Origin of the sequence: Solirubrobacter deserti, from assembly GCF_027587175.1 — a bacterium.
In the GTDB taxonomy this organism is placed as follows: Bacteria; Actinomycetota; Thermoleophilia; order Solirubrobacterales; family Solirubrobacteraceae; genus Solirubrobacter; species Solirubrobacter deserti.
This window is the reverse complement of record NZ_JAPCID010000005.1, coordinates 25,840-41,351: the sequence shown is the minus strand read 5'-3', so window position 1 is coordinate 41,351 and position 15,512 is coordinate 25,840. Positions and strand designations below refer to the sequence as shown.

Genomic DNA, 15,512 nt, shown 5'->3' with positions numbered 1-15,512 from the left:
CGTCCAGCTGTCTTGTGCAAGGCGGTGATCATGGCTGAGTCGAGGAGAGCGTGAACGTCAGGGTCTTGGTGTACTCGCCGGCGAGCAGCGCCTCGTTGTTTCTCACGGTCTGGCGGAACGCGATCGTGACCTGGTCGGAGGCGATGTAGGCGGGGTACGCGAGCAGGCGCACCGGGGTGGCGCTGACCGGGTTCCACAGCGGGTTGTCCTGGCCGGCTCGCAGCGCCCGCACCTGCAGCGGATCGGTCAGCACGTAAGTGCCGTTGACCAGCCGCCCGGGCTGCACGCCGGTTCGGTCGACCACCGCGAGCTCGGCCTTGTCGGCGGAACTCGTGATCGTCGCGCCGAGCGTCGCCTCGTAGGTCGTGCCGACGCCCGGGATGAACGGCGGGAAGGCCGCCGGGCCGTTGAGCGTCAGGCCCAGGACGGTGGGCACGATGCCGGACACCTCGGCGTCCACCGACGTCTCCGTCGGGGTCCCGGCCTGCAGGGTGAAGGTCCGGCTCGCGGGCGTCGGGTCGACCGTGCCGTTCGCGTCCTTCGCCCGCACCCAGAACGTGTAGTTGCCGGAGGTGGACGCGGTGTAGGTCTTCGGCGACGTGCAGGCCGAGAACTCGCCCTGGCCGGCCGGCGTGTCCAGGCGGCACTCGAACGTCACGCCGGCGTCACCGCTGAAGGTGAACGTCTGCGTGGTCTCGCTGATCGTGCCGGTCGGGCCGCCCGTGATGGTCGTGTCCGGCGCCGCCACCTGCACCGTGAAGGTGCGCGTGGCGGGCGTGGCGTCGACGTTGCCGGCCGCGTCCTTGGCGCGGACGGAGAACGTGTACGCGCCGTTCGCGAGGCCGGTGTAGGCCTGCGGCGACGTGCATGCGGCGTAGGTGCCGGCGCCCGAGGGACGGTCGAGCTTGCACTCGAACGTCGAGTTGGGCTTCGTCGAGGTGAACGTGAAGGACGCCGACGGGGTCGTGATCGTGCCCGTCGGGCCTTCGACCGTCGTGTCCGGCGCGGTCGTGTCGACGGTGAACGTCCGCGTCGCGGGCGTCGCGTCGACGTGGCCGGCCGCGTCCCTGGCGCGAACCGAGAACGTGTGCTCGCCGGCCGCCAGCCCGGTGTAGGTCTGCGGCGACGTGCAGGCGGTGAACTCACCCCCGTCGAGCTTGCACTCGAACGTCGAGCCGGTCTCGGAGCCGGAGAACGTGAACGTCGCCGTGGTCGAGCTGACCGTGCCGGTCGGCCCGGACTCGATCGTCGTGTTCGGCGCCGTCGTGTCCACCGTGAACGTCCGCGTCGCCGGCGTCTCGTCCACGGTCCCGCTGGCGTTCTTGGCGCGGACGCGGAACGTGTACTCGCCGTCGGCGAGCGGGCCGAGCGTGCGCGGCGAGGTGCAGGCCGCGTACGTGCCGGTCGCCGTGCCGGGGCCGTCCAGGCGGCACTCGAACGACGAGTTCGGTCGCGAGGCCTCGAACGTGAACTGCGGCGAGGCGTTGGTGATCGTGCCGGTCGGACCGCCGGTGATGGTCGTGTCCGGCCCGCTGATGTCGGCCGTGAACGTCCGGGTCGCGGGCGTCGGGTCCACGTTGCCCGCGGCATCCTTCGCGCGGACCGAGAACGTGTACTCGCCGTTCGCGAGGCCCGTGTAGTTCTGCGGCGAGGTGCAGGCGGCGAACGTGCCCGGCGTGCCCGGGCGGTCGAGCTTGCACTCGAACGTCGCGCCGGCCTCCGTGCTGGAGAACGTGAACGACGCGGACGTCGTCTCCGTGTGGGTCGGGCCGGAGTCGATCGTCGTGTCCGGCGCGGCCGTGTCGACCGTGAACTGGCGGGTCGCCGGCGAGTCGTCGACGTTGCCCGCCGCGTCCTTGGCACGGACGTTGAACGTATACGCGCCGTCCGCCAGCGGACCGACCGCCCGCGGCGACGTGCAGGCCACCCAGGTGCCGGTGGCCGAGCCCGGGCCGTCCAGGCGGCACTCGAACGTCGAGCCCGGCTTGGAGGACTCGAAGGTGAACTGCGGCGAGCCGTTGTTCGTCGCGCCCGTCGGGCCGCCCGTGATGGTCGTGTCCGGCGCGGCCGTGTCCACCGTGAACGTCCGCGTGGCGGGCGTCGCGTCGACGTTGCCGGCCGCATCCTTGGCGCGGACCGAGAACGTGTGCTCGCCGGCCGCCAGGCCCGTGTAGGCCTGCGGCGAGGTGCAGGCCGCGTAGGTGCCCGGCGTGCCGGGGCGGTCGAGCTTGCACTCGAACGTGGAGCCCGGCTCGGAGCCCGAGAACGTGAACGTGGCCGAGGTCCCGTTGATCGTGCCGGTCGGGCCGGAGTCGATCGTCGTGTCCGGCGCCGCCGCGTCCACCGTGAACGTGCGCGTGGCGGGCGTCGCGTCGACGTTGCCGGCCGCGTCCTTGGCGCGGACCGAGAACGTGTGCTCGCCGACCGCCAGGTCCGTGTAGGCCTGCGGCGACGTGCAGGCGGTGAACTCGCCCGTGTCGAGCTTGCACTCGAACGTGGAGCCCGGCTCGGACCCCGAGAACGTGAAGCTCGCCGAGGTCGTGTTGATCGTGCCGGTCGGGCCGGAGTCGATCGTCGTGTTCGGCGCGGCGGTGTCGACCGTGAACTGGCGCGTGGCCGGCGTCGGGTCCAGGTTGCCGGCGCCGTCACGCGCGCGGACCTGCAGCGTGTAGCTGCCGTCGGCCAGCGGGCCGACCGCGTGCGGCGACGTGCAGGCGGCGAACGTGCCGGTCGCCGAGCCCGGGCCGTCCAGGCGGCACTCGAAGGTCGAGCCCGGCTTGGTGGACGTGAACGTGAAGGACGGCGACGCGTTGCTCGTGGTGCCCACGGGACCGCCGGTGATCGACGTGTCCGGCAGCGAGGTCTCGACCGTGAACGTCCGCGTGGCGGGCGTCGCGTCCGTGTTCCCGGCCGCGTCGAGGGCGCGGACGGAGAACGTGTAGGTGCCGTCGGCCAGCGGGCCGAGCGTGCGCGGCGAGGTGCAGGACTGGTAGGTGCCCGTCGTCGAGCCCGGGCCGTCCAGGCGGCACTCGAAGCTCGAGCCCGGCTCGCTCGAGGAGAACGTGAACTGCGGCGACGCGTTGGTGATCGTGCCGGTCGGACCGGAGTCGATCGTCGTGTTCGGCACCGTCGCGTCGACCGTGAACGTCCGCGAGGCGGGCGTGCCGTCGGCGTTGCCGGCGGCGTCGACCGCCCGCACCAGGAACGTGTAGGTGCCGTCGGCCAGCGGGCCGAGCGTGCGCGGCGAGGTGCAGGACTGGTAGGTGCCCGTCGCCGAGCCGGGGCCGTCCAGGCGGCACTCGAACGTCGAGCCGGTCTCCGAGCTCGAGAACGCGAACTGCGGCGAGGCGTTCGTGATCGTGCCGGTCGGGCCGGAGTCGATCGTCGTGTCCGGGGCCGCCGCGTCGACCGTGAACGTCCGCGTCGCGGGCGTCGCGTCGACGTTGCCGGCGCCGTCGGTCGCGCGCACGTTGAACGTGTACGCGCCGTCGGCCAGCGAGCCGAGGATGCGCGGCGACGTGCAGGTCTGCCACGTGCCGGGCGTCGCGCCCGGCCCGTCGAGGCGGCACTCGAACGTCGAGCCGGTCTCCGAGCTGGAGAAGGTGAACTGCGGCGAGTTGTTGGTGATCGTGCCGGTCGGGCCGGAGTCGATCGTCGTGTCCGGGGCGCTCGTGTCGACCGTGAACGTCCGGGTCGCCGGGGAGGCGTCCGGGTTGCCCGCGCCGTCGATGGCGCGCACGTGGAACGTGTAGGCGCCGTTGGCGGTCGTCGTGTACGTCTGCGGCGACGTGCACGCGGCGAAGGTGCCGTTGCCCGCCGGCGTGTCCAGGCGGCACTCGAAGGTCGAGTTGGGCTTGGTCGAGGTGAACGTGAACGACGCCGACGTGCTGTTGGTCGTGCCGGTCGGCCCGCCCGTGATGTTCGTGTCGGGCGCCGCCGTCTCGACCGTGAACGTGCGCGTCGCGGGCGAGGCGTCCGTGTTGCCCGCGAGGTCGCGGGCGCGCACGTTGAACGTGTAGGTGCCGTCGGTCAGCGGACCGACCGCGCGCGGCGACGTGCAGGCCACCCACGTCCCGACCGTCGAGCCCGGACCGTCGAGGCGGCACTCGAACGTCGCGCCGGTCTCGGCGGTGAAGCCGAAGGACGGTGACGCGTTGTTGGTCGTGCCCGTAGGGCCGCTCGTGATCGTCGTGTCCGGCGCCGCGGTGTCCACGGTGAACGTGCGGGTGGCGGGCTCGGGGTCGACGTTGCCCGCGGCGTCACGCGCGCGGACGTGGAACGTGTAGGCGCCGTTGGCCGTCGTCGTATAGCTCTGCGGCGACGTGCACGCGGCGAAGGAGCCGTTGCCGGCCGGCGTGTCCAGGCGGCACTCGAACGTCACGCCCGTTTCGTTGCCGGCGAACTGGAACGCGTTGGACGTCGTGGTGACGGTCCCGCTCGGCCCGCTGTTTATCGAGGTGTCCGGTGGTTGTCTGTCCACCGTGAAACTTCGTGTCGCGGGCGAGGGGTCGGGGGTTCCGTTGAGCACCGCGCGGACCGTGAACGTGTACGCGCCGTCGGTGGTCGTGGTGAACGCGGCCGGCGTGGTGCACGCGGCGTAGGTGCCGGGCGTGCCCGGGCGGTCGAGCTTGCACTCGAACGTCGCGGCCGGCTTGTCCGACGTGAAGGTGAAGTTGTGCGACGTCTGCGTCGTCGACCCGGTGGGGCCGCCGGTGATCGTCGTGTCCGGTGGCTCGGTCGGTTGGTCGGTCTCGACCACGACCACGCCCTGCATCTCCACCGGGTGCGCGGCGCAGACGAACGTGAACCGGCCCGCCTCGTTGAACGTGCAGTTGCCCGCCCATCCGGGTGGCAGCGAGAACTGCGGCAGCGGCGGCGCGGGATACGGACCGATGCCGGCGGTCTGCACGCAGGTCGGCTGCGGACCGTTCGTCGGCTTGGTCAGGTCGCGCCGGAAGTCGACGTTGTGGACGTTGGGCGTCGGGCTCGCCGGATAGCTGAAGTCGACCGTCTGACCGACCTTGATCGTGACGCTGGGGGCCCCGCCGGCGGCCTGCTCGAACCTGAACGGCGCGTCCTTGGCGACGATGTGCGGACGCCCGCTCGGCGTCTGGGTCGGCGTGACCGTGACCGTCGGGGTCGGCGTCGCCGTGCCCCCTTCGACCTCGATCGTGCCCTCCATGCCCTCGTGCTGGGTGCAGAAGAAGTTGTAGGTGCCGCCGGTGTTGAACCGGCACTCGCCGGTCCAGTCCTCGTTGGTCGCCAGGTCGGGCATCGGGGGCGAGGTGTTGGTGTCGATCGGGTTGCCCGTCAGCTGGGTGCACGACGTGGGCTGCGCGTTGCTGAACGCGACGTTGTGCGGCATGCCCGCCTGCAGCTGCGCGAAGCTGACCTTCTCACCAGCGTTGATCGTGACCCGGTTGTCCTGGGGGTCGTCACCGGACGCGTCCTGGAAGAAGTTGTCGCGGACGAGGAAGGCCTGGTCGGCCTCGGGTGCGGCGGCCGCCGTGAAGCCCGTCTCAGCCGCGGAGGTCTTGAAGGTGACCGTCGGCGCGGCGGCCGGCGGTTGAGGTGCACTCGTAGGCACGGGCGCGTTGCGCACCGCGGCGCCTGACGCGAACGCTGGAATGGCGATCAACGCCACGATTACGCACGCCAGCCATGGCAGGACCGACTTCCTCATCCCTCGACCGTCTCTCCCCCTCGAAACCCTGGACCGGAGGCTCACACCCTATGACGGACGGCGGTCGGAAGTCAACCCACTTCGATCGACCGGTGACCCGCACTTTCGTCGATTGATTTCAGATGTTCGTCCAACGATTCCGGCGGACGCGGCTCAGACGACCGCCGTGGCCTCGATCTCGACCTTCGCGTCGGACTCTACGAGACCGCTGACCTCGACGACGGCCATGACCGGAAAATGACGTCCCATCACGTCGCGGTACTCGACGCCGATCGCCTTCAACGAGGCTACATATTCGTTGCGAGAGGTGACGAACCACGTCAAGCGGACCACGTGCTCGGGTCCGGCGCCCGCTTCCGCGAGCACAGCGAGGACGTTGCGCAGCGCCTGCCCGACCTGTGCGGGAAGGGCGTCGGACACGAGCGTTCCCGTCTCGTCCCAACCGATCTGTCCCGCGACGAATACGAGCCGGCCGGACGCCTCGATGCCGTTGGCGTAGCCGCGCGGCTGGGGCCACCCCGGCGGTTGCAGGCGCCTCATCCGCGCTCCCGCAGGACGTTGCGCTGCACCTTGCCCGTGGGCGTGCGCGGGAGCGCGTCCAGGAACTCGACGCGGCGCGGGTACTTGTAGGGCGCGATCCGCGCCTTGACGAAGTCCTGCAGCGCGCCGACCTCGACCGGCGCGGCCGGGACGACCCACGCCTTGACGACGTGCCCGCGCTGCTCGTCGGGCACGCCGACGACCGCGCACTCCTTCACGGACGGATGCTCGAGCAGCGCCGCCTCGACCTCGAAGCCGGAGATGTTGTACCCGGCGCTGATGATCATGTCGTCCGTGCGCGCCTGGAACCAGAAGTAGCCGTCGGCGTCCATCGAGAACGCGTCGCCGGTGAGGTTCCAGCCGTCACGCACGTACGCGGTCTGACGCGGATCGTCGAGGTACCGGCAACCGGTCGGGCCGCGCACGGCGAGCCGGCCCACCTCGCCCGGCGGCAGCGTGCGCATCGCGTCGTCGACGATCCGCGCCTCATAGCCGGGCACGGGCCGCCCGCATGAGCCGGCCTTCGCCTCGCTCGCCGGCGAGGCGATGAAGATGTGCAGCATCTCGGTGGAGCCGATCCCGTCGACGATCCGGATGCCGGTCTTCTCCAGCCACGCGTCGGACACGCCGGCGGGGAGCGGCTCGCCCGCGGACACGCACGTGTGCAGCGAGTCCGGCAGCGGCTCGCGCAGCAGCGCGCGGTAGGCCGTCGGCGCGGTGAACAGCGTCGTCACCCGCTGCGTGTGCAGCGTCTCGAGCAGCTGCGGCGGAGAGGTGGGTGCGGTGGCCGCGCCGAAGCGCAGCGGGAACAGCAGTGACGCGCCGAGCCCGAACGTGAACGCGATCGGCGGCGAGCCGCTGAACACGTCCGACGGTTGCGGGTCCAGCACGCGGGCGGCGAACGTGTCGCAGCACGCGAGCAGGTCGCGGTGAAAGTGCACGCAGCCTTTCGGCTCGCCCGTGGTCCCGCTCGTGAAGGCGATGATCGCGACATCGTCGGCGGCCGTGTCGCACGCGTCGAACCAGCCCTGGGTCGGCAGGTCCTCGAGGATCAACCTCTCCTTGACGTTGACCTCCGCGGCCAGCTCGCGGGCGACGACCGCCTTGTCGACCCGCGCCTTGGCGACGACCTTGTCGATCTCCCGCGCGCGCAGCAGCGGCATCGTGGCGACGACGATCCCGCCCGCGAGCAGGATGCCGAGCCACGCCGCGATCGCCTCCGGTGTGTTGGGCGAATGCAGCAGCACACGCGCGCCCGGCTCGATGTGGAGCGCGCCCGCGATCGCGTCCGCGCGCTCGGCCAGCTCCGCATAGGACCAGCCATTGGCGATCGCGGTGCCCTCGTGCTTGAGCAGCTCCTCGGCCGCGTTCAGGCGTGGTGGGTAGTCGAGCAGCAGCAGGTCGGGCCACCGCTCGCGCGGCGGCAGCCCTTCACGGGCGAACGTGTCCACGTAACACCTCCCGGGCGATGATGAGTTGCTGGACCTCGGACGCGCCCTCATAGATCCGCAGCGCGCGGATCTCGCGGTACAGGCGCTCCACGACCTGACCGGACGTGACCCCGAAGGCGCCGAAGACCTGCACGGCGGCGTCGATGACCCGCTGGGCGGTCTCGGTGGCGTGGAGCTTGGCCATCGCGGCCTCGCGGGTGACGCGCTCGGCGCCGGTGTCCTTGGTCCAGGCTGCGCGATAGACGAGCAGGGCGCTGGCGTCGACGCCGAGCGCCATGTCGGCGAGCTTGGCCTGCACGAGCGGGAGCTCGGCCATCGGCGCGCCGAACAGCCGGCGCTCCTTGACGCGCGCGAGCGCCTCGTCGAGCGCGCGGCGGGCGAAGCCGAGCGCCGCGGCACCAACCGTCGAGCGGAACACGTCGAGCGTGCCGAGCGCGATCCGCATCCCTTTCCCGGGTGCCCCGATCGGCGTCGCGGGCGCGCCGTCGAAGCGCAGCGTCGCGAGCGGGTGCGGCGCGATCACGTCGATGCGCTCGACGACCTCGACGTGCTCGGCGTCGACGACGTACGCGCTGATGCCCTCGCTCGCGCGCGCGAAGACCGTGTAGAAGTCCGCGATCCCGCCGTTGGAGATCCACGTCTTGGTGCCGGTGACGCGGTTCCCCTCCGCGCGGGTCGTCATCGCCGCGACGTCCGAGCCGGCCTCGGGCTCCGAGAGCGCGAACGCGGCGATCCGCTTCCCCGCGGCGACGCCCGGCAGGTAGCGCTCGCGCAGCGCGTCGTCGCCGAACAGCGTGATCGGGCCGGCCCCGAGCCCCTGCATGGCGAACGCGAAGTCCGCGAGCGCGTCGTGGTAGGCGAGCGTCTCGCGCGCGAGACACAGCGTGCGCACGTCGAGGGGCGCCGCGACCGTGTGCGGTAGCCACGGCTCGAGCTCGTGCACGAGCGCGCGGCAGCGGGCGTCGACAGCGTCGGTCTCCGGGACGTGCGGCACCTGCTCGCGGGCCCAGCGGGCGAACGCGCGGTGGCGGTCCTCGAAGAACGGCCAGTCGAGCACGTCAGTTGCCCTCGAACACCGGCCGCTCCTTGGCCAGGAAGGCGCGGTACGCCCGCTCGAAGTCCTGCGTCTGCATGCAGATGGCCTGGGCCTGCGCCTCGGCCTCGATCGCGGCCGGCAGCGACAGGTCCCACTCGTGGTCGAGCATCGTCTTGGTCATGGCGTGTGCGAAGCCCGGGCCCGCGGCCAACGACGCCGCGAGCTCGGCGGCCGCGGCCTCGACGTCCTCGGTGACGCGATTGAAGAAGCCCCAGCGCTCGGCCTCCTCGGCGCCCATCGAGCGGCCGGTGTAGAGCAGCTCGGCGGCCCTCCCCTGGCCGACGATCCGCGGCAGCATCGCGCACGCGCCCATGTCGCAGCCCGCGAGCCCCACGCGCGTGAACAGGAACGCGACCTTCGCGCGCGGCGACCCGAACCGCAGGTCGCTCGCCGTCGCGATCATCGCGCCGGCGCCCACGCACACGCCGTCGACCGCCGCGATCACCGGCCGGCCGCAGCCCTTGATCGCCTTCACCAGGTCCCCTGTCATGCGCGTGAAGCGCAGCAGCCCGGGCATGTCCATCTCGGTCAGCGGGCCGATGATGTCGCGCACGTCGCCGCCGCTGCAGAAGTTGCCCGCCTCCCCCGCGATCACGACGGCGCGCACCTCCTGGTCGTACGCGAGCGCGCGGAAGTGGTCGCGCAGCGCCGCGTAGGACGCGAACGTCAGCGGGTTCTTGCGCTCGGCGCCGACGAGCGTGACGAACCCGACGCCGTCGCGGACCTCCCAGCCGAACTCAGCCATGCACGCCGCCTCCGTCGATCAGCAGGCTCTGGCCGTTGATCGCGCCCGCCTCGTCGGCTGCGAAGAACCGCACCGCGAACGCGACCTCCTCCGGCTCGATCAGCCGCCCCAGCGGCGTCATCGCGGTCAGCGCCGCCTCCCCGTCCTTGCCCGTGCGCGCCTCGATGTTCGCGATCGTGGTGTCCGTCATGCCAGATCGCACGTAGGCGGGGCAGACGCAGTTCGCGGTCACGCCCGTGCCCGCCACCTCGCTCGCGAGCGCGCGCGTGAACCCCAGCACCGCGTGCTTGGACGCCGTGTAGCCGCTCGTGTAGCGCGAGCCGTGCACCGAAGCGACGCTCGCCACGGTCACGATCCGCCCGCGGTCGCGCTCGCGCATCCCCGGCAGGACGGCGCGCGAACACAGGAACGCGCCGGTCGCGTTCACGCGCAGCTGACGCTCCCACTCCTCGAGCGTCGTCCGGTGCACGGGTGCGCTGGAGGACACGCCGGCGTTGTTGACCAGCACGTCGACCTCGAGCTCGCCGAGCACCGAAGCGACCGCCGCCTCGTCGGTCACGTCCATGTCCGCGCTGCCGAGCGCGAGCACCTCGTCGCCGGCGAACGCGGCCGAGATCGCGGCGCCGATCCCGCGCTTGCCGCCGGTGACCACCACCCGCCTCACGCGTGCACCTCGTCGAAGCGCCGCAGCGGCATCCGCCGCACGTCCTTGCCCGTCTGCGGCTCGCGCGCGCCGGACCGGTACTGCGGGATCCACTCCATCTCCACTCCTTGCTCGGCGGCCGCGTGCAATGTCCAGTGCGGGTCCCACAGATGCGGGCGCGCGAGCGCGCACAGGTCGGCGCGGCCGGCGAGGATGATCGTGTTCACGTCGTCGTAGCTGGAGATCGCGCCCACGGCGATGACCGGCATGCCCACCTCGTTGCGGATGCGGTCGGCGTAGGGCGTCTGGTACGAGCGCCCGTAGGCGGGCTGCTGGTCGGGCACGACCTGGCCGGTCGAGACGTCGACGATGTCGCAGCCCGCGGCCTGCAGCCGGCGCGCGAACGCGACCGCGGCGTCGCCGTCGAAGCCGCCGTCCACCCAGTCCGTCGCGCTGATGCGTACCGAAAGCGGCCCATCCCACACGGCGCGGCACGCGGCGAGCACCTCGAGCGGGAACTTCGCGCGGTCGGTCCCGTACTCGTCCTCGCGCACGTTGGTCCTCGGCGAGAGGAAGCTGGAGAGCAGGTAGCCGTGCGCCATGTGCAGCTCGAGCAGGTCGAAGCCGGCGGCCGCGGCCCGCCGCGTCGCCGCGACGAACTGGTCGCGCACGTCGTCCATGTCCGCGCGCGTCATCTCGCGCGGCGTCTGGTGCGCGTCGTCCCACGGGATCGGCGACGGCGCGATCAGCGGCCAGTTGCCTTCGTCGAGCGGCTCGTTGTCGCCCTCCCACATCAGCTTCGTCGAGCCCTTGCGGCCCGAATGCCCGAGCTGGCAGCCGATCGCCGAGCGCGAGTGCGTGTGCACGAAGTCGACGATGCGCTTCCACGCCGCGGTGTGCTCCTCGGCGTACAGGCCGCCGCACCCCGGCGTGATCCGCCCCGCGGCCGACGTGCAGATCATCTCCGTCATCACGAGCCCGGCGCCGCCGAGCGCCCGCGCCCCCAGGTGCACGAGGTGGAAGTCGCCCGGGGTGCCGTCCACGGAGCTGTACATGTCCATCGGCGAGACGACCACGCGGTTGCGCAACGTCAACCCGCGCAGCGTGAACGGCGTGAACATCGGCGGGTCCGCCGCGACCGAGGCCACGAAGTCCGGGTCGCGCTTACGGAGCTCGCCGTAGGTGATCCGGCGCGAGCGCGTGAGGAGGTTGAACGCGAACAGGCGCGGCTCCTGGTGCACGTAGCGCCCGATCCCCTCGAACCACTCCAGCGACCCCTGCGCCGCGCGCTGCGTGGACTCCACGATCGGCCGGCGCTCGGCCTCGTAGGCGTCGATGTCACCCTCGCGCACGGCCCACGCGAGCGAGATCGCGTCCTCCATCGCGAGCTTGGTGCCCGACCCGATCGAGAAGTGCGCGGTGTGCGCGGCGTCCCCGAGCAGGACGACGTGCTCGCGCCGCCAGAACGGGTTGCGCACGGTGACGAAGTTGATCCAGCGCGTGCGGTTCTCGATCAGCCGGTAGCCGAAGAGGTCCTCGCACTGCGCCCGGTCGAGCTGGACGCCGGTGCTCTCGACGATGAACGTGGAACGCGTGTCGGAGTACGGGTACGCGTGCACCTGCACGACGCCGCGCGGCGTCTCGGCGATGATGAACGTGAAGGCGTCAAAGACGTGGTCGGTGCCGAACCAGGCGTAGGTCGCGCGGCGGCGGTCGAGCCGGGGCTCGAAGCCGTACGCGGCGCGCAGCGTGCTGTTCACGCCGTCCGCCGCCACGACGAGGTCGCCTTCGAGCTCCGCGACCTCGGACCGGAAGTGCAGCTCGACGCCGAGCCCCGCCGCCCGCCGCTGCAGGATGCCGAGCAGGTCCTTGCGGCCCATCGCGCTGAACCCGTGCCCGCCGCTGGTCACGACCTCGCCGCGGTAGTGGACGTCGATCTCGCTCCAGCGCACGAACGCCGCCGCGATCTCCGCGTAGGACTCCGGGTCGGCGGCCTCGAACGCGGCCAGCGTCTCGTCGCTGAACACGACGCCGAAGCCGAACGTGTCGTCGGGCGCGTTGCGCTCGTGCACGACGACCTCGTGCGACGGATCCAGCCGCTTGAGCAGGATCGAGAGATACAGCCCGCCGGGTCCTCCACCCGCGATGGCGATCCGCATGTCCGGACCCTACTCCCGTGCGGCGCGCCGGGCGCCGCGCGGTGGGCCGGCGCCGTTCTCGCTGAATCCGGATTGTTCTGGCTACTACAACCGCGTTGAATTCGGCACATCGCTCTGCCGGTTTCCTTTAGCTTCCCGGCCGAGCGCCGTCCGACCCGGGCGGCGACGCGACAGGAGGAGGCCTATGCCGGACCATGGAGCGGCGCGACGCGCGCTGCGGACGTTCGCTGCGACGGTGCTGGTGACCCTGGGCGCGGCCGCACCCGCAGCCGCGCAGACCGTCGAGATCTCGGGCAGTGACTCACGTAACTGCTGGGTCGCGTCGAACGGCGTCACGGAGTTCGAGGACTGCAACTCGGCCTACATCGGCCAGTCGGGTGCGTACGAGTTCCGCGGCCTGCTGTGGTTCGACATCGCCGCGTACGTGCCGGACACCGCGCTCGTGACCGACGCCTACCTGAAGCTGCCGCTCGGTGGCTACGACGAGGAGGACGTCTGCGGCAGCGGGCTCCATCTGCGCGCGCAGTCCGCGGACTGGCTGACCCAGACGCCGACCTGGACCACGCCCGACGGCACGACCCTGTGGGACGGCGGCTCTTCCACGTGGAGCCACATCTCGCACTACGCCAGCACCTGCGACGAGAGCGGCGTCATCTTCGACCTGACCGGGCCGGTGGGCGATCTGGCGGCCAACCCCGAGTACAACCTCGGCTGGTCACTGGTCAACGGCGACGGCACGCAGTTCGCCGTCAGCAACAACTGGGGCGCGATCCCGCAACTGTTCGTGAGCTACGAATGAGCACGCGACGCGCGCTGCTGGCGCTCGCCGCGAGCGTGGTCGTCGGCGCCACCGCTGCCGCTTCGGCGAGCGCGGCCACCGTGACGCTCTCCGGCCCAACCGACCTGCATGCGTGTTGGATCGAGAACGTCGACGGCGCGAGCGGCTGCGGGCTGGCGTTGTCGGGCGTCTCGCACTATCAGGAGTTCCGTGGGCTCTACCGGTTCGACGTTGCGGGCAACGTGCCGGCGACGGCGACGGTCACGTCCGCGACGCTGCGGCTGCCGAAGCTCGGGCTCCCGGGCGGGACCGCCTGCGGCCTCAACCTGTGGGGGATCGGGCAGGGCGCGGACTGGCTGAGCACCACGCCGACCTGGGCCTCTCCCGACGGCGGCACGACGTCGTGGAACGGCGGCATCTCGACGTGGCTGCCCTCGACGGTCTTCCTCGAGTCCGGGTGCGACTCCACCACGGCGCTGTTCGACCTGACCGACCTGGTCCAGGACTGGCACAGCGGGGCGCTGGCGAACTACGGGTTCGAGCTGTTCAAGCCCAGCGCGTATGCGTATGGGACCACCACCGCGAGCGGCGCGATCCAGCTCGTCGTCAACTACACGCCTTAGCCACGGCCTGAGATCGGCCCGCGCGCGAGCGCGGGCCATATCCTTGCGCCCCACATGGCTAGACCCGTCACTCTGATCAGCGGCCAGTGGGCCGATCTGCCGTTCGAGACGCTCGCAAAGAAGCTGGGCAACTGGGGCTTCGACGGCATCGAGATCGCCTGCTGGGGCGACCACTTCGACGTCGACCAGGCGCTCGCCGACGACAGCTACGTCAAGGGCCGGCGCGAGATCCTCGAGCGCAACGGCCTCAACGTGTGGGCGATCGCCAATCACCTCCTCGGGCAGGCGGTCAGCGACCCGATCGACAGCCGCCACCAGGCCGTCGTGCCGCCGGACGTCTGGGGCGACGGCGACCCCAAGGGCGTGCAGCAGCGCGCCGCCGAGAAGATGAAGGACACCGCGCGGGCCGCGGCCAAGCTGGGCGTGGACGTCGTCACGGGCTTCACCGGCTCGCCGATCTGGCACATGCTCTACTCGTTCCCGCCCAACGACTTCGCCGAGATCGAGCGCGGCTACGAGCAGTTCGCCGAGCAGTGGGCGCCGATCATCGACGTCTTCGACGCCGAGGGCGTCCGCTTCGCGCTCGAGGTCCATCCGACCGAGATCGCGTACGACTTCGTCACCACCCGCAAGACGCTGGACGCGCTCGACAACCGCCCCGGCTTCGGGATCAACTTCGATCCGAGCCACTTCGCGCACCAATTCCTCGACAGCTCGGCGTTCGTCACCGAGTTCGCCGACCGGATCTACCACGTGCACGTCAAGGACTCGATCAAGCGCCTGGACGGGCGCCGCTCGATCCTCGGCGGCCACCTGAACTTCGGCGAGGAGGCGCGCGGCTGGGACTTCGTCTCCCCCGGCCACGGCGACGTCGACTTCGAGGCGCTGTTCCGCACCCTGAACCGGATCGGCTACCAGGGCCCGCTCTCGATCGAGTGGGAGGACTCGGGCATGGACCGCGACTGGGGCGCGCCGGACGCGCTCGCGTTCGTGCGCCGGACGGACTTCGCGCCGTCAGACGTCGCGTTCGACGCGGCGTTCGAACGCCGTTAAGCCTCCATTGGGGGGCGATGTGCGGCGGACATCGCCCCTTCCCCGCGCCGCCGGTGGGCGTCTCTAGGTCTGACCGTGTCGAGGCCGGCGCGCAGGAACTCGGACGCGACCTCGAACTCCGCCGTGGCCGCGGAGCCGTTGCGCGCCGCGCGGGCGTTGACGGCGAGCAGCACCGCGACGGCGCTCTCCCCCGCCACCTGCGCCTGCAAGGACTGGGGGTCGACGCCGAGGTCGGCGGCGACGCCCTCGGCCACGAGCCGGACCATCGGCAGCAGGTACCGCCGCTGCAGCGCCCACAGGTCGGGATCGGCGGCGATCGCCGTCTCCCGCAGGCGCGCAAAGTCGTCGCCGTCCTGATCGGGACGCAGCACGAGGCCGCGCGTCGGGCCGTGCTGGGTCTGTTCTTCGTCGTGCAGCCAGGAGCGGAGCACGTCGAGCACCCGCTCGGTGTCCGCGCGCTGACTCAAACGCCTCCTGAACCGTTCGATTGCTGTCTCGTACTCCTCGAACACGATCCCCTCTTTGCTCGGGAAATACGTCGAAACCGTGCGCGGCGCAACGTCCGCCGCCTCCGCGATGTCGGGAATCGTCGTGGCGTGGAAGCCGTCACGCGCGAAGAGCTCGAGCGCCACGCGGGTGATGGTGGCGCGTGTCCGGTCCTTCTTTCGCTCACGTAGCCCGGGGGACGACACAGTCCGGATATTACCCGGTGAGCGCAATTCGACGCAAGTTTGCGAGCTA

General features: G+C 71.3%; 11 protein-coding genes. 3 read left to right on the top strand and 8 right to left on the bottom strand.

The genetic code is table 11. The features are described 5' to 3' along the window. Positions 1 to 28 precede the first annotated feature (28 nt). The 7 genes from OJ962_RS03485 to OJ962_RS03455 all read right to left on the bottom strand — a co-directional run bounded on the left by OJ962_RS03485 (position 29) and on the right by OJ962_RS03455 (position 12,317). Complete coding sequence (locus tag OJ962_RS03485) at positions 29 to 5,683, bottom strand: Ig-like domain-containing protein (RefSeq protein ID WP_202952152.1); 5,655 nt, start codon at positions 5,681 to 5,683, stop codon at positions 29 to 31. Positions 5,684 to 5,836: 153 nt separating this feature from the next. Beyond that, positions 5,837 to 6,223 carry a RidA family protein gene (locus OJ962_RS03480; protein ID WP_202952151.1) on the bottom strand — a complete coding sequence of 129 codons (387 nt, stop codon included), beginning with the start codon at positions 6,221 to 6,223 and terminating at the stop codon, positions 5,837 to 5,839. Next, positions 6,220 to 7,725 (bottom strand): AMP-binding protein, encoded by a 1,506-nt coding sequence (locus OJ962_RS03475; protein ID WP_238930939.1) that lies wholly within the window; start codon positions 7,723 to 7,725, stop codon positions 6,220 to 6,222. Before OJ962_RS03475 ends, OJ962_RS03480 begins: the two co-directional genes overlap by 4 nt. Further along, entirely contained in the window at positions 7,655 to 8,731 is a 1,077-nt protein-coding gene (locus tag OJ962_RS03470; RefSeq protein WP_202952149.1) for an acyl-CoA dehydrogenase family protein, read from the bottom strand. Before OJ962_RS03470 ends, OJ962_RS03475 begins: the two co-directional genes overlap by 71 nt. Before the next feature lies 1 nt (position 8,732). Then, positions 8,733 to 9,515, bottom strand: coding sequence for an enoyl-CoA hydratase family protein (locus OJ962_RS03465; RefSeq protein WP_202952148.1), 783 nt, complete (start codon positions 9,513 to 9,515; stop codon positions 8,733 to 8,735). After that, a complete protein-coding gene (locus OJ962_RS03460; RefSeq protein ID WP_270006182.1) occupies positions 9,508 to 10,179 on the bottom strand; it encodes an SDR family NAD(P)-dependent oxidoreductase in 672 nt (223 codons plus the stop codon). Before OJ962_RS03460 ends, OJ962_RS03465 begins: the two co-directional genes overlap by 8 nt. Further along, complete coding sequence (locus OJ962_RS03455; protein ID WP_202952146.1) at positions 10,176 to 12,317, bottom strand: oxidoreductase; 2,142 nt, start codon at positions 12,315 to 12,317, stop codon at positions 10,176 to 10,178. Before OJ962_RS03455 ends, OJ962_RS03460 begins: the two co-directional genes overlap by 4 nt. Positions 12,318 to 12,501: 184 nt before the next feature. Between OJ962_RS03455 and OJ962_RS03450 the strand changes: the two genes are divergently transcribed. From OJ962_RS03450 to OJ962_RS03440, 3 genes are read left to right on the top strand one after another with little or no spacing between them, the layout of a single operon-like run. Beyond that, a complete protein-coding gene (locus OJ962_RS03450) occupies positions 12,502 to 13,116 on the top strand; it encodes a DNRLRE domain-containing protein (protein WP_202952145.1) in 615 nt (204 codons plus the stop codon). After that, positions 13,113 to 13,718, top strand: coding sequence for a DNRLRE domain-containing protein (locus OJ962_RS03445; protein WP_202952144.1), 606 nt, complete (start codon positions 13,113 to 13,115; stop codon positions 13,716 to 13,718). The genes OJ962_RS03450 and OJ962_RS03445 overlap by 4 nt, the downstream gene beginning before the upstream one ends. A gap of 54 nt (positions 13,719 to 13,772) precedes the next feature. After that, positions 13,773 to 14,771 (top strand): sugar phosphate isomerase/epimerase family protein, encoded by a 999-nt coding sequence (locus OJ962_RS03440; protein WP_202952143.1) that lies wholly within the window; start codon positions 13,773 to 13,775, stop codon positions 14,769 to 14,771. Here OJ962_RS03440 and OJ962_RS03435 read toward each other — a convergent pair. Then, positions 14,768 to 15,403 (bottom strand): TetR/AcrR family transcriptional regulator, encoded by a 636-nt coding sequence (locus tag OJ962_RS03435; RefSeq protein WP_202952142.1) that lies wholly within the window; start codon positions 15,401 to 15,403, stop codon positions 14,768 to 14,770. The two genes, OJ962_RS03440 and OJ962_RS03435, sit on opposite strands and share 4 nt — an antisense overlap. Positions 15,404 to 15,512: the final 109 nt, after the last annotated feature.